Origin of the sequence: Plantactinospora mayteni (assembly GCF_016862935.1) — a bacterium.
Lineage (GTDB): Bacteria > Actinomycetota > Actinomycetes > Mycobacteriales > Micromonosporaceae > Plantactinospora > Plantactinospora mayteni.
The window spans coordinates 16,557-35,350 of record NZ_BONX01000063.1; the positions used below are offsets into that span (position 1 = coordinate 16,557).

19 protein-coding genes are annotated in these 18,794 nt (G+C 72.0%); 5 read left to right on the plus strand and 14 right to left on the minus strand.

The annotated features are described in order from the left end of the window. Positions 1-64: 64 nt before the first annotated feature. Positions 65-691, minus strand: coding sequence for a maleylpyruvate isomerase N-terminal domain-containing protein (locus Pma05_RS37515; protein WP_203862286.1), 627 nt, complete (start codon positions 689-691; stop codon positions 65-67). Then, positions 688-1,572: an NAD(P)-dependent oxidoreductase gene (locus Pma05_RS37520; protein WP_203862287.1), complete on the minus strand. Its 885-nt coding sequence runs from the start codon at positions 1,570-1,572 to the stop codon at positions 688-690. The genes Pma05_RS37515 and Pma05_RS37520 overlap by 4 nt, the downstream gene beginning before the upstream one ends. A gap of 137 nt (positions 1,573-1,709) precedes the next feature. Here Pma05_RS37520 and Pma05_RS37525 point away from each other — a divergent pair, with 137 nt between their 5' ends. After that, positions 1,710-2,726 (plus strand): GlxA family transcriptional regulator, encoded by a 1,017-nt coding sequence (locus Pma05_RS37525; RefSeq protein WP_203862288.1) that lies wholly within the window; start codon positions 1,710-1,712, stop codon positions 2,724-2,726. Positions 2,727-2,905: 179 nt separating this feature from the next. Here Pma05_RS37525 and Pma05_RS37530 read toward each other — a convergent pair whose 3' ends face one another. Further along, positions 2,906-3,400 (minus strand): winged helix-turn-helix transcriptional regulator, encoded by a 495-nt coding sequence (locus Pma05_RS37530; RefSeq protein ID WP_203862289.1) that lies wholly within the window; start codon positions 3,398-3,400, stop codon positions 2,906-2,908. 98 nt (positions 3,401-3,498) lie between these two features. Between Pma05_RS37530 and Pma05_RS37535 the strand changes: the two genes are divergently transcribed. Together Pma05_RS37535 and Pma05_RS37540 are read left to right on the plus strand one after the other, a co-directional pair. After that, positions 3,499-4,950, plus strand: a complete 1,452-nt coding sequence (locus Pma05_RS37535; protein WP_239313948.1) for an MFS transporter — start codon at positions 3,499-3,501, stop codon at positions 4,948-4,950. A 21-nt stretch (positions 4,951-4,971) separates the two neighbouring features. After that, the gene (locus tag Pma05_RS37540; protein WP_203862290.1) at positions 4,972-5,460 is read left to right on the plus strand and encodes a pyridoxamine 5'-phosphate oxidase family protein; all 489 of its coding nucleotides are present in this window, start codon (positions 4,972-4,974) and stop codon (positions 5,458-5,460) included. A 152-nt stretch (positions 5,461-5,612) separates the two neighbouring features. Here Pma05_RS37540 and Pma05_RS37545 read toward each other — a convergent pair whose 3' ends face one another. Continuing rightward, positions 5,613-6,113 (minus strand): anthrone oxygenase family protein, encoded by a 501-nt coding sequence (locus tag Pma05_RS37545; RefSeq protein ID WP_203862291.1) that lies wholly within the window; start codon positions 6,111-6,113, stop codon positions 5,613-5,615. Between the two features lie 6 nt (positions 6,114-6,119). Further along, positions 6,120-6,959, minus strand: a complete 840-nt coding sequence (locus tag Pma05_RS37550) for an NAD(P)H-binding protein (RefSeq protein ID WP_203862292.1) — start codon at positions 6,957-6,959, stop codon at positions 6,120-6,122. 72 nt (positions 6,960-7,031) lie between these two features. Between Pma05_RS37550 and Pma05_RS37555 the strand changes: the two genes are divergently transcribed. Together Pma05_RS37555 and Pma05_RS37560 are read left to right on the plus strand one after the other, a co-directional pair. Beyond that, positions 7,032-7,970 (plus strand): AraC family transcriptional regulator, encoded by a 939-nt coding sequence (locus tag Pma05_RS37555; RefSeq protein ID WP_203862293.1) that lies wholly within the window; start codon positions 7,032-7,034, stop codon positions 7,968-7,970. A 159-nt stretch (positions 7,971-8,129) separates the two neighbouring features. Continuing rightward, on the plus strand, positions 8,130-9,434 hold the full coding sequence (locus Pma05_RS37560; RefSeq protein ID WP_203862294.1) for a low temperature requirement protein A: 1,305 nt from the start codon (positions 8,130-8,132) through the stop codon (positions 9,432-9,434). Between the two features lie 109 nt (positions 9,435-9,543). Here the strand turns inward: Pma05_RS37560 and qcrB are convergent, their stop codons facing one another. From qcrB to coxB, 9 genes are all read right to left on the minus strand, one after another. Next, positions 9,544-11,310 carry a cytochrome bc1 complex cytochrome b subunit gene (qcrB, locus tag Pma05_RS37565; RefSeq protein WP_203862295.1) on the minus strand — a complete coding sequence of 589 codons (1,767 nt, stop codon included), beginning with the start codon at positions 11,308-11,310 and terminating at the stop codon, positions 9,544-9,546. Further along, positions 11,307-12,287, minus strand: coding sequence for a QcrA and Rieske domain-containing protein (locus tag Pma05_RS37570; protein WP_203862296.1), 981 nt, complete (start codon positions 12,285-12,287; stop codon positions 11,307-11,309). Before Pma05_RS37570 ends, qcrB begins: the two co-directional genes overlap by 4 nt. After that, on the minus strand, positions 12,284-13,171 hold the full coding sequence (gene qcrC / locus Pma05_RS37575) for a cytochrome bc1 complex diheme cytochrome c subunit (protein ID WP_203862297.1): 888 nt from the start codon (positions 13,169-13,171) through the stop codon (positions 12,284-12,286). The genes Pma05_RS37570 and qcrC overlap by 4 nt, the downstream gene beginning before the upstream one ends. A 148-nt stretch (positions 13,172-13,319) precedes the next feature. Beyond that, a complete protein-coding gene (locus Pma05_RS37580) occupies positions 13,320-13,715 on the minus strand; it encodes a c-type cytochrome (RefSeq protein WP_203862298.1) in 396 nt (131 codons plus the stop codon). Beyond that, positions 13,712-14,800, minus strand: coding sequence for a cytochrome c oxidase assembly protein (locus Pma05_RS37585; RefSeq protein WP_203862299.1), 1,089 nt, complete (start codon positions 14,798-14,800; stop codon positions 13,712-13,714). Before Pma05_RS37585 ends, Pma05_RS37580 begins: the two co-directional genes overlap by 4 nt. After that, on the minus strand, positions 14,788-15,186 hold the full coding sequence (locus tag Pma05_RS37590; RefSeq protein ID WP_203862300.1) for a hypothetical protein: 399 nt from the start codon (positions 15,184-15,186) through the stop codon (positions 14,788-14,790). The genes Pma05_RS37585 and Pma05_RS37590 overlap by 13 nt, the downstream gene beginning before the upstream one ends. Before the next feature lie 2 nt (positions 15,187-15,188). Then, positions 15,189-15,818 carry a cytochrome c oxidase subunit 3 gene (locus Pma05_RS37595; protein ID WP_203862301.1) on the minus strand — a complete coding sequence of 210 codons (630 nt, stop codon included), beginning with the start codon at positions 15,816-15,818 and terminating at the stop codon, positions 15,189-15,191. After that, on the minus strand, positions 15,815-17,746 hold the full coding sequence (gene ctaD, locus Pma05_RS37600; protein WP_203862302.1) for a cytochrome c oxidase subunit I: 1,932 nt from the start codon (positions 17,744-17,746) through the stop codon (positions 15,815-15,817). The genes Pma05_RS37595 and ctaD overlap by 4 nt, the downstream gene beginning before the upstream one ends. A 24-nt stretch (positions 17,747-17,770) precedes the next feature. Then, positions 17,771-18,787 (minus strand): cytochrome c oxidase subunit II, encoded by a 1,017-nt coding sequence (gene coxB, locus Pma05_RS37605; protein WP_203862303.1) that lies wholly within the window; start codon positions 18,785-18,787, stop codon positions 17,771-17,773. Positions 18,788-18,794 lie beyond the last annotated feature (7 nt).

Consider the following 18,794-nt stretch of genomic DNA (forward strand, 5'->3'; position numbering starts at 1 on the left):
TCACCCGCTATCTGTCCACAACCGACGGACGGTTCCCGATGACGTGGATTTCTCGGTCGGGCCGTCAGCGCACGGTGCCGTCCCACTGCCAGCGGGTCCGCCTGGGCAGCCCGGGAAGGGGAAGCCGGCCCGTACACCAGAGCAGGGTGTCGGATGGGCGGTGCCCGGCCGGGGCGTCGGGGAAGAGCCGGGCGACGACGGCGGCGCCGAGGGCGTCGGGCGGGGTCCAGGCGATGCCGAGGGCGCGGGTCAGGTCGTACGTGTGGACGGCCAGTTCCGTGGCTCCCATCGCCGCGAAGCCGGCGGGGTCGGAGTGGCCCCAGGGGTGCCAGGCCCGTACCTGCGGCGGCGTGTGCCGGACGGTGGTGGTGAGCAGGGAGGCGGCGATGCCGAGGCCCTCCAGGCAGGCGTGGATCGGGGCCTGCGGGTCGAGTGACGCGAAGAGCGTGACGTAGCGGTCGACGGGGCGGGCGATGAGCAGGCCCGCGTAGCCGACTAGGCCGAGGGCAATGTGGTCGAGGGTCTGCCGGCAGGTCCAGTCGAGGTCGCCGGCCGGGCGTGACCAGTCCTGGTCGGCTCCGCTCAGCAGTACGGCCAGGCAGTCGTCGGCGATCGCGGACAACCGGTCGGGCCACGAACCGGTGTCCGGGGACGGGGCAGTATCGACCGTGGTGGCGGCTGCGGTGGTCACCTGTCGCCCGCCGGCTTCTTCAGGACCTCGATCACACTCGCGTAGCTGTCGGAGCCGTGGCCGGCCTCCCTGGCCCGTTCCATGGTGGCCTTCAACAGCTCCGGCAGCGCGTTGTCGATGCCACGGGCCGCCGCGGCGTGGATCAGGTGGTCGATCGTGGCGATCTGTACGTCCACGGTGGCGTCGTCGCCCGGATAGCGGCCATCGTCCACCTGCCGGGCGTACGTGGTCAGGAAGCCGGCCACCGCGGACAGCCAGCGGACCGCGACGGTGGTGAAGGCGGTGGCCTCGGTCTTCTCCGCGCGGACCAGGGCGGTGCCGTGCAGCCAGCCGGTCATGGTCGACCACATCAGGCCGAGCAGGGCGGCGTCGTAGAGGGAGGCCAGCCCGGGGTCGGTGCCCAGGTGCAGCGGGTCACCCAGGGTCGCGAGGGTGGGCCGGTTCGCGTCGAAGACGGCGCGCGAACCGCTGTAGAGGAACATCATCTCCGGGCTGCCGACGCCCGGCGGGGTGGTCATGATCGCCCCGTCGAGGTAGTCGGCGCCGTGCGACCGGGCCCACTCGGCGGCCTCGTGGGCCTGCTCCGGAGAACCGGAACTCAGGTTGACCAGGACCTTTCCCGCGAGGGAGTCGGCGACCGGGTCGAGGACGGTGTGCAGCGCCTGGTAGTCGAGTACGCAGGCGACGACGACCGGGCTCGCCCCGACCGCCTCCCCGGGCGTCGCGGCCAGCCGGGCGCCCCGGTCGAGCAGCGCCTGTGCCTTGCCCGGCGAGCGGTTCCACACCGTCGTCGGGTGGCCGCCGTCCAACAACGCGCCGGCCAGCGCCGAGCCCATCGAGCCCAGCCCGATGACGGTCACGGCGAGGCGATCCGGATTCATCCCACAACTCCCTTGGTTCTTTCCGCCCGCAGGTGGCGGCGGTTGATCACGTACGGACCACACTCGCAGTGGGCGGCGGTGCGGAACAGTGGCACTGTTGACGGCCATCACCAAATTCCTGCCATACACTCGGCGGCATGAGTGCCGGTTCCGTGGCAGTGGTGGTGACCGAGGAGATCGACGTACCCTCCTGGGACCTCTACGAGCTGAGCATCCCGTGCACCGTCTTCGGCAAGCCGCAGCCCGATCTGGCCGACCCCTGGTACGACCTGCGGCTCTGCGGCACCGGAGAGCGGCGGTCGGACGACGGTCCGGCCGGCACCGGGCTCTCGCTACGGACCCGGTTCGGGCTGGACGACCTCGTCGGCGCCGACACCGTCATCGTGCCCTCGGTACCCGATCCCTGCGTCGAGGAGGGCGCACCGCTGCCACCCGGTCTGGTCCCGGCCCTGCGCCGCGCCTACGACTCGGGTGCCCGGATGGTCTCGCTCTGCACCGGCGCGTTCGCGCTGGCCGAGGCGGGGCTGCTGGACGGGCGTCGCGCCACGGCCCACTGGCTGCACACCGCGCAACTCGCCGAGCGCTACCCGAAGGTGCAGGTCGACGACTCGGTGCTGTACGTGGACGACGGCGACGTACTCACCAGCGCGGGACTGACCGCCGGGCTCGACCTCTGCCTCCACCTGGTACGCCGCGACCTCGGCGCGCACGTCGCCAACCAGCTCGCCCGGCGAATGGTGGTACCCGCGCACCGGCCGGGCGGCCAGGCGCAGTTCATCGACCTCTCGGTGCCCGCCACCGACGACACCGGACTCGGCCCCGTCCTGGACTGGGCCCGGGCCCACCTCGACCAACCGCTGACGGTCGAGGACCTGGCCCGGCGGGCGAGCCTGAGCCCGCGCACCTTCTACCGGCGCCTCCAGGCCGCCACCGGGACGACCCCGCTGCAATGGCTCCTCAACCAGCGCCTGGGCCGGGCGCAGAGCCTGCTGGAGTCGACCGACCTCACGATGGAGAAGATCGGGGAACTGAGCGGCCTGGGTACGCCGAACAACCTCCGCCACCACTTCCTCAAGCAGATCGGGGTGTCGCCGAGCGACTACCGGCGGGCCTTCCCCCGGGCGACGCCCGAGTCGTCACCCCACGGTTCATGATCGACGAACCGTCCTCTGCCGGCTGAACCGCTGGCGGCGCGGGCCGCCGGCAAGGTCCTGCCCGCCTTGGCCGGCCCGCGCATCAGGTCGCCGGGCGGCGGGTCCACCGTCGTGGGTGAACCCGCGTCGCTCGGCCGGCTGGGTCGGCCACCTCGGCGATCGTCGGTGCCGCGCGACGTTCACGGCCTCCCGGCCGACACGCTCCGGGCGATCTGCTCGCGGCGCTCGGTCTCCTGCTCGGCCTGCCGCTGTTCGTCCGCCGTCCGGACGTCGTACGCGGCGCGGGCAGCCGCGATCTCGTTCTGGTGCGTCTCGGTCCAGGTGACCAGCGCGCGGATGGTGTCGTGCAGGGTCGCGCCCAGCGGGGTGAGTTCGTAGTCGACCCGCGGCGGCACCGTCGGATGTACCGTGCGCCGGACCAGCCCGTCGCGTTCGAGGTGCCGCAGGGTACGGGTGAGCATTCGCTGGCTGATGCCGTCGACCTTGCGGCGCAGCTCGGTGAAGCGCAGGCTCCGGCGGTCGAGCAGGGCGATGACGAGCAGGGACCACTTGTCCGCGACGCGGTCGAGGATCTGCCGGACCTCGCAGTCCTCCCGGGTGTCCCACTGGAGCACGTCGTAGTCGGCGTCGGTATCCGGGCAGTAACCGAGGGACTTTGAAGTTCCGTCTTCCATGGCTACCGATAGTGCCTGACGATGCTCCTGGTTACCAGAGGGAACCGGCATGCACTGGAGGAACCAGGCCGATCGCCGGTTACCGGGAGGAGTGGATCATGTCTACGTCGAACGTCCGAATGGACGGCCGGGCGTGGGGTGTGTTGTTCGTGCTGTGCGGGGCGATCTTCCTGGAGGGCATCGACGTAGCGATGCTGAACGTGGCGTTGCCGGCGATCCGGGAGGATCTCGGCCTCTCCACCGGGACGCTCAGCGGAGTGGTGAGTGCGTACGTGCTCGGGTACGGCGGTTTCATGCTGTTGGGCGGCCGGGTCGCCGACCTGCTGGGTCGGCGCCGGATGTTCCTGTTCTGGCTCGTGGTGTTCCTGGTCTTCTCCGGGCTGGGCGGCTTCGCCACCGAGGGCTGGATGTTGCTGGTCGCCCGGTTCGTCACCGGCGTCGCCGCCGCGTTCATGGCGCCGGCCGGGCTGGCGCTGGTCACCGGCAACTTCCCGGAGGGCCCGCAGCGGACCAGGGCGCTCGGCGTGTACGCCGGCACCGCCGCCGGCGGCTTCTCCCTGGGACTCGTCGCCGGTGGTCTGCTGGCGGCGATCGACTGGCGGTGGGTGTTCTTCGCCCCGGTCATCCTCTCGGCGGTGATCCTGATGGCCGCCATCCCGCTGATCAGAGACGAGGCCACCGAGGCGACGGCGCGGATGGGCGGGTTCGACCTGGCCGGCGCGCTCAGCATCACCGGGGCGATGCTGCTGCTCGTCTACGGGGTGGTCCGGCTGGAGCACGGCGGCGACGGCCTCGCCACCACCCTCGGGGTGTTCGCCGCCGGTACGGCCCTGGTGATCGCGTTCGTCGTCATCGAGCGGCGCTCGGCCAACCCGCTGGTACGGCTGGGCATCCTCCGCTCCGGGCCGCTGGTCCGCGCCAACCTCGGCGCGCTGATGTTCCTCGGTTCGTTCGCCGGCTTCCAACTCCTCGGCACGCTGTACCTCCAGGAACTGCGGGGTTGGAGCGCCCTACAGACGGGCCTGGCGATGCTGGTCATCGGCATCGACACGATCCTCGCCCCGACCCTGACCCCACGGCTGGTGAACCGCTTCGGCAACGTCCGGGTCCTGTTCGGCGGGCTGGTGTCGGCCGCACTGGCGTACGCGCTCTTCCTGCCGGTCGCCGAGGACTGGACGTACGCCGCCATGCTGCCGACCATGCTGCTGCTGGGCCTGGCCTTCTCCCTGGCGTACGGCCCGCTGACCATGGCCGCCACCGACGGCATCGACGAACAGGAGCACGGCCTGGCCGGCGGTCTTCTCTACACGTCGATGCAGTTCGGCACGGCGCTGGGCATCTCCGCGGTGACCGCCGTCAGCGTCGCCGCGACCTCGGACGGCACCTCCGGGGTCGGGCTGGACGGGATCCGGGCCGCGCTGATCGTCCCGGTCGTCGTCGCCGCGCTGGGCGCTGTCATCACCGCGTTCGGCTTCGGCCGGCGGACTGCGCCCGGAGAGCACGGCGCCGAACTCGTACCCGTGCCGGTGCCCGCCGACACCTCGGCCTGACCGACCAGTGGAGGCATGACCATGGCCAGCAGAGTCGCGTCGTTCGCCGCGATCCAGGGGGAGTTCGACGCCTATCTGGGCGACATCGGCTACGCCACGATGACCACCGTCGACGCCAAGGGCCGGCCACGGGCCAGGGTGCTGATCGCGGTCTGGGAGACCGTCGACGCCAGGCCGGTCGGCTGGCTGGCGACCTACAAGACCCCGGTCAAGGCGGCGCACCTCGCCGGGAACCCGCACGCCACGTTCTCGTACTGGAGTCCCCGGCAGAACGCGGTCGCGATCGACACGGTCGCCGAATGGGTCGAGGACCACGAGGCCAAGCAGCACGTGTGGGAGCTGTACCGCAACGGAAGCCCGGACCGGGTCGGGTACGACCTCGGCCGGTACTGGCGGCGGGGTGTGACCGACCCCGAGTTGCACGTCCTTCGCCTCACCCCGTGGCGGATCCAGGTCATCCGGGGGACCGACCTGCGCAGCCGGATCTGGCGGGCGGACGGCATCGGGTAAGAGCCGTCGGATCGGCCGGTGCGTGCCGCCGGTGGATGCTCTCCCGAGCACCCACCGGCGGCACGCCCGTCGGCCGCCCACCCCCGTAGGCCGGGCCCGATCGACCGGCCGGCTTCACTCTGATCAGCCGGCTTCACTGTGATCGGCCGGGCTCAGCCGGTCGAGCGGCCGAGGACGACCAGCGCCCAGGAGAGGCAGCCGAACGCCGCCGTGCTGGTCAGCGCGCGGACGATGTTCCAGCTCACCCAGGTGGCTTCGAACCGCTCGCGGACGGCGGCGAGATCAGCGATCCGGTCGGGCTCACCGGCCGCCGCGAGGGTGTCGTTCAGCGGGACGTTGACCGCCATGGTGACGACGAACATCACCAGGTACAGGGCGAGCCCGCAGATGATCCACGGCAGGGCCGGGCGGCCCGCACCGCGCCAGGCCAGCACGGCCGACCCGGCGGCGAACACCACCGCACCCAGAAAGCTCAGCATGAACCACCCGTTGACGATGGTCACGTTGATCCGCTGCATCACGTCGACGAACGTCCGGTCGTCCGCCGCCCTGAGCGCGGGCATCACCGCGTAGGCGAAGGCGGCGAAGAGCCCGGCCATCAGCCCGGTGGTGACGGTCGCCGCGATCAGCGACACCTGTTGCGCGAGTCGCATCGCCGGCTACTCCCGGTCCCATGCGCCCGTGGCGGCGGCGTCCTTGGCGTACTCGGCGAAGTCCCGGGGCGGTCGGCCCAGGGCACGCTGCACCCCGTCGGCCAACTGGGCGTTGCGGCCGTCCAGCACGGTCGTGAACAGGTACGTCAGCAACTCGACGACCTCCGCCGGCACGCCCTCGCCGGCCAGTGCCCCGGTGTAGTCCTCGACGGAGACCTGGACGAAGTCGATACGCCGGCCCGTGGCCCGGGAGATCTCGCCGACCGCGTCGGCGAAGGTGAGCAGCCGGGGTCCGGTCAACTCGTAGAGCTGCCCCGCGTGTCCGTCCTCGGTCAGCGCCGCCACGGCCACCTCGGCGATGTCGTCGGCGTCCACGAACGGCTCGGGTACCGCCCCGACCGGGAGGACGACCTCGCCGCCCAGCACCGGCTCCCGCAGGTAGTCCTCGCTGAAGTTCTGGTTGAACCAGCTCGACCGCAGGATCGTCCAGTCGACCCCGGCGGACTGGATCAGCTTCTCGGCGGCCTGGGCCTCCTCCTCGCCCCGGCCGGAGAGCAGCACCAGCCGGGAGACCCCGGACGCCACCGCGAGATCGGCGAACGCGCTGACCGTCTCGGGTGCGCCCGGCACGGCGAGGTCCGGGTGGAAGGAGACGTACGCGGCGCCGACGCCCTGGAGCGCCGGTGCCCAGGTCGTCCGGTCCGTCCAGTCGAAGGGCAGCGCGGCGGAGCGGGAACCGACCCGGACCGGCAGTCCGCGCCGGTTCAGGCGTTCTACGACCCGGCGTCCGGTCTTGCCGGTACCGCCGAGGACCAGGATTGTCTTCTGCGTGTTGTTGTTCGTCATACGGACCATTGAAGTGCCGGCCGGTGAGACTTCACATAGCCAGGGCGCGCACTTTTGTGTTTAATCGTCTACGTGGATGCTGTTGCCAGTCTGCTGGACGGACCCCGGGCGCAGGGCGCGTTCCTGCTCCGCTCGATCCTGGCCCCGCCCTGGTCGATTGCGATCAGGGACGAGGCGCCGCTCACCCTGGTGGCCATGGTCCGGGGCGACGCCTGGATCGTTCCCGAGGAGGGCGCGGCCGTACGGCTCCACCCCGGGGACGTGGCGATCATCCGGGGCACCGGACCGTACACCGTCGCCGACGACCCGGGCACGGCACCGCAGGTGATCATCCACCCCGGGCAGCGCTGCACCACCCCGGACGGGCAGGAACTGGCCGAGATGTCGCAGCTCGGCGTACGCACCTGGGGCAACAGCCTGGAGGGCCCCACGATGCTGCTCACCGGCACCTACACCATGCAGGGCGAGGTCAGCCAACGGCTGCTGAGCGCCCTGCCGCCGCTGCTCGCCGTGCCACGCGAGTCCTGGGACTCCCCGCTGGTCCCGCTGCTGGCCACCGAGATCGTGAAGGACGACCCGGGGCAGGAGGCCGTCCTCGACCGGCTACTCGACCTGCTGCTCATCGCCACGTTGCGGCAATGGTTCGCCCAACCGGGCGCGAAGGCCCCCGCCTGGTACGAGGCACACAGCGATCCCGTCGTCGGCCGGGCCCTGCAAATGCTGCACAACGATCCGGCCCAGCCCTGGACCGTGGCATCGCTGGCCGCCAGGACCGGGGTCTCCCGGGCAGCGCTGGCCCGCCGCTTCACCGCACTGGTCGGCGAACCACCCATGTCGTACCTCACCGAATGGCGGCTGGCCCTCGCCGCCGACCTGCTCCGCGAACCCGGCACCACCGTCGGCGCGGTCGCCCACCGGGTCGGCTACGGCAGCTCCTTCGCCCTGAGCACCGCCTTCAAGCGCCGGCGCGGCCTGAGCCCCCGCCAACACCAGGTGGCCGGCCGGACCTGACCGACCGTCGGCCGCTCCGGGCGAGGGCCGGGCGGCGCGGCGGCGACGTTCGGCCATGCCGCGACCTGGTCAAACGGGCGGGAGTGGGTCGGCAGCGGCGATCCACCGCTTTAGCTGGGCCGGAAGGTACGGGCGACGGCTTCCTGCCAGACTTGCTAAATGGGCAATACGGGCAAACCCAGACTTCCGTGGCGACTCCGGCCGGTCACCGAAGGCATGCGGGTCACCCGGTTGGAGATCTTCTTCGATCTGGTTTTCGTGTACGCATTGTTCAACGTGTCTCGAGCGACCTACGCCGACCTCAATCCGGACGGGCTGCTGCGCGGACTACTGGTGCTGGCCCTGCTCTGGTGGTGCTGGACCTCGTACGTGTGGGTGGGTAACAGCGTCCGGGCCGGCGAGGGTGCGATGCCGCTGGTGCTGTTCACCGTCATGGCAGCCGTCTTCGTGGTGGCGTTGACGCTTCCCGAAGCCTTCGCCGACATCCCCGGTGGGCTCTCCGGGCCGATGGTGTTCGCCGGTTGCTATCTCGTCATCCGGGCGATGAGCCTGGTCATCTTCTGGCACGTCAACCGGGACCAGCCGGGGCTACTCCGTCGGACGTCACGCCTCGCCCTGCCGATACTCGTCGCCACCACGATCCTCGTCCTCGCCGCCCTCCTACCACCGCGACTCTCCGGCGTCGTGCACCCGTTCGCGGTCCAGGCCACACTGTGGCTGCTCGTCGTCGCCGTCGAGTACACCGCCGGCGTCCTGCTGGCCAGGACGGGCTGGACGATCACCTCCGCGGCGCACTGGACCGAGCGGTACGAACTGGTGGTGATCATCGCCCTCGGCGAACTGATCGTCTCGGTGGGCAGCGGCACCAACCCACTGACCCGGCCGATCACCTGGCCCATCGCCGGAGCCGCGATCCTCGCGATCATCGTGACCGCCACCCTGTGGTGGGCCTACTTCGACATCATCGCCCTCGCCGCCCAGCAGGTCCTGAACCACGCGCACTCGACCGCCCGTACCGCACTCGCCCGGGACGCGTACGTGTATCTGCACCTGCCGATGATCATCGGCCTGCTGACCCTCGCCCTCGGTGCGGAGAAGGCGCTCCAGCAGGTCGGCGAGAACCGCTTCCCGCTGAGTGAACCGTTGCGGTCCCCCGGCGTCTACCTGCTGTTCGGCGGGGTGATCCTCTTCCTGCTCGCCCACCTCGGCTTCCAGTTGCGCATCCTCGGCACGCTCACCTGGATCCGCCTGGGAACCATCGTGGCGCTCGCCGCGCTGACCCCGGTCGCCGCCGCGGTGCCGACCCTGGCCGCGCTCGCCATCCTCACCGCCGTCTGCGTGACACTCGTCTGCGCCGAACTTGTCATCCTGGCCACCTCCCGCCGGGTCGTCCGGGAGGCCGTACTGGAGGAACACCTCGCCCACGAGACCCGCGAAACACAATGGCGGAAACGACACCGGTGACGGCGACGAGGCGGTCCTCCGACGGGAGGCCGCCGTCATGGCCGCCCGCGAGAGGTCGGGTTGGTTGTCGGCGTAGCGGTGCCCGTCGGGGTGGCCGTGCCGCTGGGGCTCAGCGCCGTCGGTCACGGCGGCGCCGCCGGTAGGCCAGGACCAGCAGTGCGAGGGATCCGCCGACCCGGCCGGCCGCCCGACCGGCCCGCTCGACCGCCCCGGCCACGACGGCGGCCCGCCCGCCGGGCGGTTCCACCTCCAGCATCGGCAGATTCCCGTACGCCGTGTCGGCCGCCCGTTCCGCCTCCGGCCGGGACAGGTAGCCCTGGTTGCCGGTGAGCGTGACCTCGTCCGCCCGGTACCGCCACCGCCAGGTGCCGTCCCGTTCCCGCCACAGTTCGATCCGCGGGCCGCCGTCGCCGGCAGCCGGTCCCGTGGCAGCCCCGGTCGACCGGGGCTGCTCGGTCGACGGCCCGCCCTCGGTCGACGACTCCTCCTCGACGTCGCCCCGGCTGCCCACCGTCGCCAGCCGCCGGACGGACCGGACGTCCCGGCGGGTCACGTCGCCGATCCCCCGCCCGCCGCCGCGCAGCAGCGCACGCGCGAGAAGGTACCCGACGACCCCGGCCGGGACCGGCAGGACGAGGGCGAGTACCCGCAGGATCGACAGCACGTCCAGCACGGGCACCCGCAGCACCTTGGCGATGATGTCGTCGGCGGCGGCGACCAGCAGCACGACGAAGAAGGCCAGCACGGCGACGCCGAACCCGAGCCGGGCCGGGTGCCGACGGGGCGGGTCGAGCAACTGGTGGGACAACCCGTCGCCGCCACGCCAGCGTTCGAGGAACGGCCAGAGGTAGAGGCCGGCGAAGGCGACACCGCCCAGCACCGCCCCGGGCAGGAACGGCGACGGCACCAGATGACCGAAGACGCGGAAGTCGGCGGCGGGAAGGAGCCGGAGCGCCCCGTCGCCCCAGGCGACGTACCAGTCGGGTTGCGCGGGTGAGCTGGCCTGGGCCGGATCGAACGGGCCGTAGATCCAGACCGGATTGATCTGGACGAGGCCGCCGAGGGCGAAGGTCACCGCGAAGACCCAGGCGAACAGCGCCAGCGTCCGGGCGGTGTAGCCGGGCCAGAACCGGGACCCGACGACGTTGTTCTCGGTCCGTCCCGGGCCGGGAAACTGGCTGTGCTTCTGCCGGACCAGGATGCCCAGGTGCGCGGCGATCAGCGCGGTCAACACGGCGGGGACGAGCAGGACGTGCGCGACGAACATCCGCGGCACCGTCTCGGCGGCCGGGAACTCACCACCGAAGGCGAGGAAGACCAGCCACTCGCCGACGAGCGGCACCGACTGGGTCACCGAGTAGAGGATCCGCAGGCCGGTACCGGAGAGCAGGTCGTCCGGGATCGAGTAGCCGGTGAAGCCGTTGAACAGGGCGAGGGCGAGCATGGTGACGCCGATCAGCCAGTTGATCTCACGTGGCTTGCGGAAGGCGCCGGTGAAGAAGATCCGCAGCAGGTGCAGCACGATCGCGGCGACGAAGAGCAGCGCCGACCAGTGGTGGGTCTGCCGCATCAGCAGACCCGCCCGGACGTCGAAGCTCAGCCGCACCGTGGAGGCGTACGCGGCGGAGGTGCGGGAACCGTCGAGTGCCTCGTACGCCCCGGTGTAGGTGGTCTCCGCGGTGCTCGGCTCGAAGAACAGGGTCAGGAAGACACCGGTCAGCACGAGCACGACGAAGCTGTAGAGCGCGAGTTCGCCGAGCATGAACGACCAGTGGTCGGGGAAGACCTTGACCAGCGCCCTACGGACCACCGGCGCGATTCGCAACCGGTCGTCGACGGTCCGGGCCAGCCGCCGTACCAGCCATCGGGTGATCACTTCAGGCTCCAGAACCCGGGTCCGGGTGGGGCGGTGAAGTCCCCGGTGGCGGTGAGATAGCCGTCGGCGTCGACGGTGATCGGCAGTCCGGGCAGGGCTCGCCCGGCCGGCCCGGCGATCGGTCGGGCGGCGGCGAGCAGGTCGAAGTTGGACTGGTGGCAGGGGCACAGCACCCGGGCGGTGCCCTTGAGATAGAGGGCGACCGGGCAGCCGGCGTGGGTACAGAGCAGTGAGTAGACGACGATGCCGTCCAGGTCGCCGCCGGGTGGTGGTGCGGTGAACCGCGCCGGGTCCAGCCGGACGGCGAAGGCCGGCACGTCACCCCGGTCCCGGTGACCCTCCGGGAACACGGTCAGCACCGTCTCGGCGGGTACGTCCGCCGGGCGTACCGGGGTGCCGTCGGCGCGGACCAGTCGTACCCCCGGCGCCCACGGAGTGGTACGCAGCGCGTGTACCGGTCGTTCCCGGTCGAACGGCAGCAGCGAGCGCAGCGGGAAGAGGGCCGCCGCGCCCAGCGCGCCGACCGCCAGGCCGAGTGCCGCGACGAGTCCCCGGCGCCGCAGCGGGCTCTCCGTTCCGGTCAACTCGTCGGCGGTGAGCCGCACCTCGGCGGGAGGTGAGTCGAACGGCTCGTGTTCCTCCACGTGCCCGCCGCCGGGCAGCAGGCGGCGGGCCCAGACGCCCAGGCCGAGCGCGATGCCGGCGAAGGCGACCGCCAGGGAGAGTCCCTCCAGTTGGGTCTGGCCACCGGTGGCGTACACGGTGGCGAAGCCGGCCGCGCCGAGCGCGCTGACGGCGAACGCGGCGGCGACGACCCGGGAGGCCGCGCGTTCCCGGCGGAGTGTCTCGGCCGGCGGGCTCGCGGCTGCTCGTCGCGGGCTCGTCGGACCTTTGCCGACCTCACCGACGTCCCCGTCGTGGCGGGACGGGGACGTCGGGGCGCTTCCGTCGCGCGGTTCGGGCTGAGAGCGGTTCATTCGTCGGCCCTGCGGCCGAGCCAGCGGGCGGCCAGGACGAGCAGCAGCAGTCCGACCCCCCAGGCCACCAGACCCTCGGTGGTCGGGCCGAGCCGGCCCAGCGACGCGCCACCCCGGTCGAGCCGGTCGCCGCGCAGCTCCTGCACGTAGCTGGCGAGGGCATCCAGCTCCCGCTGCTGGAGAACCGTCTCCGGGAAGGCCGGCATCAGCCCGGGACCGACCCGTACCGCCTCGGCGACCTGGAGCGGTGTGGACCCTTCCAGCGAGGGTGCGATCAGCCCGTTGGTCAACGTCGCGCCGACACCGGCGGCCGAGTGGCAGGCGGCGCAGTTGGCGAGGAAGACCTCCCGGCCGGTACGCAGGTCGCCCGGCGACACCGTCGGGATCTCCGGGCCACCGCCGCCGAAGCTGTCCACGTGCGCGACGATGGCCCGGATGTCCTCGGCCGAGAAGGCCGGCCGGCGGTGCGGCGGCTGCACCGCCACCTTCTCCAGCGGCATCCGGCCGGTGCTCAACTGGAAGTCCACCGACGCGGGGCCGACCCCGACCAGCCCCGGACCTCGCTGGCTGCCCTGACCGGCCGGCCCGTGGCAGCTCGCGCAGTTGCGCAGGTAGAGGTCGGCGCCACGGGCGCCGGCCGGGTCTGCCGGCGGCACCGTCCCGGTCGGACCGCCGGTGGCGGCCGGGGACGCCGTGCCGCCGGGTAGGGAGGCGGCCGTCGGGGTGGGCACCGGAACCGGCGCCGCGGCTGCGGGCAGTGGTACCGGGCCGGCGGCGAGGCCGAGCACGACCGCGATCAACAGCGCCCGCCAGCCGTTCGGGCGACCGCCTCTGCCCGCCTCGGCCACCGCCGCTCCCCTCGGCACCCCCGCTCCCCTCGGCATAGCCGCTCCCCTCGGCATAGCCGCTCCCCTCGGCACCGCCGCTCCCCTCGGCACCGCCGCTCCCCTCGCTCGAAACGGGCCAAGATCATCCGCCGCCTCGGCTCCTCGCCCACCGACGTCGGCCACCTCCCGGTTCACCCGTGCCGCCTCATTCGAGGGTGAACAGGTAGGCGACGATGTCCCGGGCGTCGGCCTCGTCCACCCCGAGGTCGGGCATGGCGGTACCCGGCTCGACCGACTGCGGGTCCTGGATCCAGCGCCGCAGGTTCTCCGCGTTGTTCGGCAGCTCACCCGCGATGTACGAGCGCGCCCCGAACCGGGTCAGCGGCGGGCCCACCAGCCCGTCCGCCCGGTCCACTCCCGGCACGGTGTGGCAGCCCCCGCAGCCGTACTGCTGGATCAACCGGGCTCCTCGTTCGGGGTACCCCTCCCGCACCTCGGGGGGCGGCGGAGGTGGCACGCGGGCGCAGGCGGCCAGCACGGCCACCGCCGCGACCGCGACGAGCAGCGGTGGCCGGGGCCGGCCCAGAGCGTTCCAGTTCATCGGGTTCCCTTCCCGGCCGCCGGTCGGGCCGGGCTACCGGCACCGTGGTCGACCCGGGCGGACGCGTCGCGGCGGGAGCCGGCAGGCCGGTCGTCGGGGAGCGGCCCCGGTCCGCACGGGGAGGCCGGGTTGTCGGGGAGCGGCCCCGGTCCGCACGGGGAGGCCGGGTTGTCGGGGAGCAGCCCCGGTCCGCACGGGGAGGTCCGGTCGTCGGGGAGCAGCCCGAGGCCGCGCGGGGAGGTCCGGTCCAGCCCGGACAGCCAGCGCAGGAACACGATCGACGCCGCCGTGAGTATCGCGACGTCCATCGGGATCCACATGAGCAGCCCGGCGAGCTGCTGGTCGGCGAGCGGGTCGCCGTCGCCGGGCCCGAGGATCCCGGCCGGGTAGATCGGGTCGGACGCCAGGGTGAGGGCCGCACCGAGCGCGGATGCCGCCAGCATCGTGGCGACCAGCAGCAGAACGGCGACCGGACCGGGGATCCGGTGTCGTTCGGCGCCGAGCACCGTCGACCAGAGCAGGGCCGCCGCGACGACGAACGAGGCGTGTTCGACCATGTGCACGAGATCGTTCTGCACCGCCAGCCGGTAGGGGGCGGGCAGGTGCCAGATCCAGATCACGCCGCCGTGCAGGGTGCCGGCCAGTACGGCGAGGCTGCCGGGGCGGCGGAGCCAGGTCCCGGCCGCCGTGCCGCGCCAGCGGGCCCAGCGTCGGCGCAGCCGTCTCGGTCCGGCCAGCGCCAGCGGCAGGCCGAGCGCCGCCGCCGCCATCCCCGGCCCGGCCACCAGCAGCAGGATCATGTGCTGGGCCATGTGACCCGTGAAGGAGCCCTCGGCCCGCTCGTGTACCGGGCCGGTCGACGCGACCAGCACCGCGGCGACGCCCAGCCCGAACGCCGCGACCCGCCACCGGGGGACCACCGCGCCGACGCCGCGCCGGCTCCACAGCTCGTGTACGCCCCGGCCGTACCCGGCGCCGAGCATCGCGAGCGTGCCGAGCAGGGCCAGGTTCGTCCACGCCTGCCCGGCCACGGTGCCGTGGGCCAGCGGTTCGACCGGCCCGGCCCAGCCGTTCACCGTTGACATGGCGACAGCACCAGGGCGGCGACACCGCCGAGCACGATCATGGCCAGCGCCAGCGTGTTCAACCAGAGCCCGACGAAGGCCAGCAGATGGGCGCGGCCCACCGACTGCTCGCCGCCCTCCGGCAGGTCGGCGCGGGTACGCCGCCAGGCGAGCACCGAGACGCCGAGCGCGGCGACGGCACCGGCCGCCGGGAGGAGAACCGCCAGCGCGATGGCGCCGGTCAGCGGGAACCCGGCGAGTTCGTCGTGCCCGGCCTCGCAGGTGAGTTCGTCGATGCTCCAGGCGGCCAGCGCGTGCACGGTCCAGGACAGCACGCCACCGAGTACGGCGAACCAGAGCAGCAGCCCGCCGAAGGTGGCCGCCCGGGGCGAGAGTCGCTCGGTCAACGTCACAACCTCGGCGAGAGGTAGACGGTGAACAGGATCGCCACCCAGACCGCGTCGACGAAGTGCCAGTAGTAGGCGACGATGCGGACCCGCTCGTAGCGGTGCGGGCCGAAACTGCCGTGCAGGGAGGCGACGAGCAGCCAGCAGACCATCAGCAGCCCGACGGCGACGTGCGAGCCGTGGAAGGTGGTGATGGCGTAGAACAGCGACCCGTAGACGTTGGTGGTGAAGGTGTACTCGCGGAGGATCCCGGAGTACTCCACGCCCTGTAGGCCGAGGAACGTCCCGCCCATCACGAGGGTGCCGAAGAGGCCGGCCCGCAACTGCCAGCGCCGGCCCTGCCGGATGCCCGCCTCGGCCCAGAGCACCGGCAGGCTGCTCGGCACCAGTACCGCTGTCATGATCAACGGCAGCAGGAGTTCCGGCTGCCGGATCCCGTCGGGCGGCCACGGGGCGCCGTGCTGGAACCGGAGGTAGAAGTAACTGCCGAACAGCGCGGCGAAGAGCGTCCCCTCGGTGGTGAGGAACAGCATCACCCCCCACCAGCCGGTCGACCGGCCGACCGGTTCCTCGGTGGCCAACCCGGTCGGGCGGGTCGCCGCCGTCAAGATGCCCTCGCCGCGCTCGGTCATGCCGGCACGCCCGCTTCCTCCGGGGTACGGTGCGCCGGCCAGAGCCACCCGGCCAGCGTGCCGGCGAACAGGGCGCCACCGGCGGCGGCGACCCAGTACCAGGCGAAGAGCAGACCGACGAAGACGGTCAGCAGGCCGATGGCGGCCACCAGCGGTTTGAGGGTCTCCTCCGGCATCCGCACCGCCCGCTCGTAGCGGCCGTCGAGTTCGCTGGTGAACAGGGTCTGCCGGCCGTCGGTCAGGATCCGGTCCTCGGTCGCGCCCGGTCCGGTGGATTCGGCGGTACGCGGGTCCCAGACCGGATGCAGGCTGTGCACCCGGGGCAGCACCGGGAAGTTGTACGGCTTCGGCGGTGAACTGGTGGCCCACTCCAGGCTGTCGCCGCCCCACGGGTCGTCCGGGGCGGGCGCTCCGCGCCGCAGCGCGTGTACCACCCCGACCGCCACCAGCAACAACCCGAGGCCCAGCACGTACGCCCCGACGGTGGCCAGCAGGTTCCACGGGTCCCAGCCGAGCCCGCCGGGATAGGTGTAGACCCGGCGGGGCATGCCGAGCAGCCCGGAGACGTGCATCGGGAAGAAGGTGAGGTTCATGCCGACGAAGATCAGCCAGAAGGCGTACCGGCCGAGCCGCTCGCTGTACATCCGCCCGGAGATCTTCGGCAGCCAGTAGTAGATCGCGGCCAGGATCGGGAAGACCGCCCCGCCGAACAGCACGTAGTGGAAGTGCGCCACCACGAAGTACGAGTCGGTGGTCTGCTGGTCGAAGGCGGTCAGCGCGAACATCACCCCGGTGAAGCCGCCGATCACGAAGGTGACGATGAAACCGACGACGAAGAGGAACGGCACCCGTACGACGATCCGGCCCAGCAGCATGGTGGCGAGCCAGGCGAAGATCTGGAGTCCCGACGGGATCGTGATGATCGTGCTCGCGGCGCTGAAGAAGCCGTACGACAGTTGGGGCAGGCCGGTGGCGAACATGTGGTGCACCCAGACCCCGAACGAGATGATGGCGATCGCGACCACCGAGAGGACGATCAGCGGGTAGGCGACGATGCCGCGCCGGCAGAAGACCGGCAGTACCGCCGAGACGATGCCGAGCGCGGGCATCACGATGATGTAGACGTCCGGGTGGCCGAAGATCCAGAACAGGTGCTGCCAGAGCAGCACGTTCCCGCCCCGGTCGGTGTCGAAGAACCGGGTGTCGAAGCGGCGGTCGAGGAAGAGCAGGGCGTTGTCGAGGTTCAGCACCGGCAGCGCGAAAATGACCATGAACGAGGTGGCGACGATCGCCCAGACGAAGACCGGTACCCGGTTGAGCGACATCCCGGGAGCACGCAGCTTCAGCGAGGTGACGATGAAGTTGATCGCGCCGGCCGAGGTGGAGATGCCCAGGAAGAGCAGCCCCAGCGTGTAGACGTCCAGGTGCAGGCCGGGCGTGTGCCGCTCGTCGGTCAACGGCACGTACGCGAACCAGCCGCCGTTCGGGGCGGCCCCGGCCGGCACGCTCGCCCACATGAAGAGCCCGGCGAAGAGGAACACCCAGTAGCCGAAGGCGTTCAGCCGGGGAAAGGCCATGTCCCGGGCGCCGACCATCAGTGGCACCAGGAAGTTGCCGAACCCGAACAGCATCGGGGTGGAGAACAGGAAGATCATCGCCGTGCCGTGCATGCTGAAGAGCTGGTTGTATTCGCCCGGCGACAGGATCTCGGCCTCCGGCCCGGCCAACTGGGTCCGCATCGCCAGCGCACTGAATCCGGCGAAGCCGAAGAAGACCGCCGCGGTGACCAGGTAGCGCCGCCCGATCCGCTTGTGGTCCACGGTGCTGAACCAGCCCCGCAGGGTCGGCGGCTCCGCCCACTCGGCGGTCAGCCTCTCGACCACCTCGGTGCCGGGGCCGGCACCGCGCTCGGTCGTACTCGACGGCATGCGCCCTCCTCCGCTCCCCCGGCGCTACCGCAGCGATTGCAGGTAGGCGATCAGATCGGGCAGCGCCGCCGCGTCCACCGGCTGCGGCGGCATCGCGTTGCCCGGCTTGACCGTCTGCGAGTTGGCGATCCAGCCGCCCAGGTGTCCGCCGTCGTTCGACACCGCACCGGCGCCGAGGCTCCAGCGGGCGCCAACCGTGGAGAGGTCCGGCCCGACGGTGCCGGTGGCGGCGGTACCCCGCACGGTGTGGCAGGCGACGCAGGCGCTGCCCAGGAACGCCTGCTGCCCGCGTCGCTCGGCGTCGCTGTCCGGCGTCCGGGCCGGGGCGCCGAGCCGGGCCAGCCAGGCGTCGAACTCCGCCCGGGGCCGCGCCACCACCAGGAACGCCATGTGGGCGTGCTGCAATCCGCAGTACTCGGCGCACTGCCCTCGGTATTCTCCGGGGCGCTCCGCGTGCAGCCAGGTCTCGCGTACCTTGCCGGCGATCAGGTCGGTCTTCGGCATCAGTTGCGGCACCCAGAAGCTGTGCAGGACGTCGACCGTACGGAGCCGGACCAGCACCGGCTCGCCGACCGGGATCTGGATCTCGTTGGCCGTGGCACCGTCGACGCCGGCGTACCGCACCTCCCACCACCACTTGTGGCCGGTCACCTCGACGGTCACCGCGGGCGGCACCTCGGGGGTACTCAGCGCGGCCAGGTCACGCAGGCCGATGCCGTACACCGTCAACAGCACCACGATGGGCAGGCCGGCCCCGGCGACGACGACGAACCGGGTCGGTTCGGACCGGTTGACCCGCCGGTCCGGCCGGCGGCGGAACACCAGCGCCCAGACGAGCAGGGCCATGACCTCCACGAACACCACGACGGAGATCCAGAACAGCAGCCACCAGAAGCCCTCCACCCGGCGTGCGCCGAAGCCCGCCGGGTCGAGCGTCGAGGGTCCGCCGCCCGCGCAGCCGGAGAGCAGCAGGAGCAGGCCACCGCCGGCCGACCCGGCGACGAACCGGCGGCTGCGAACCACGGCGTCCGTACTCGCCACCGGTCAC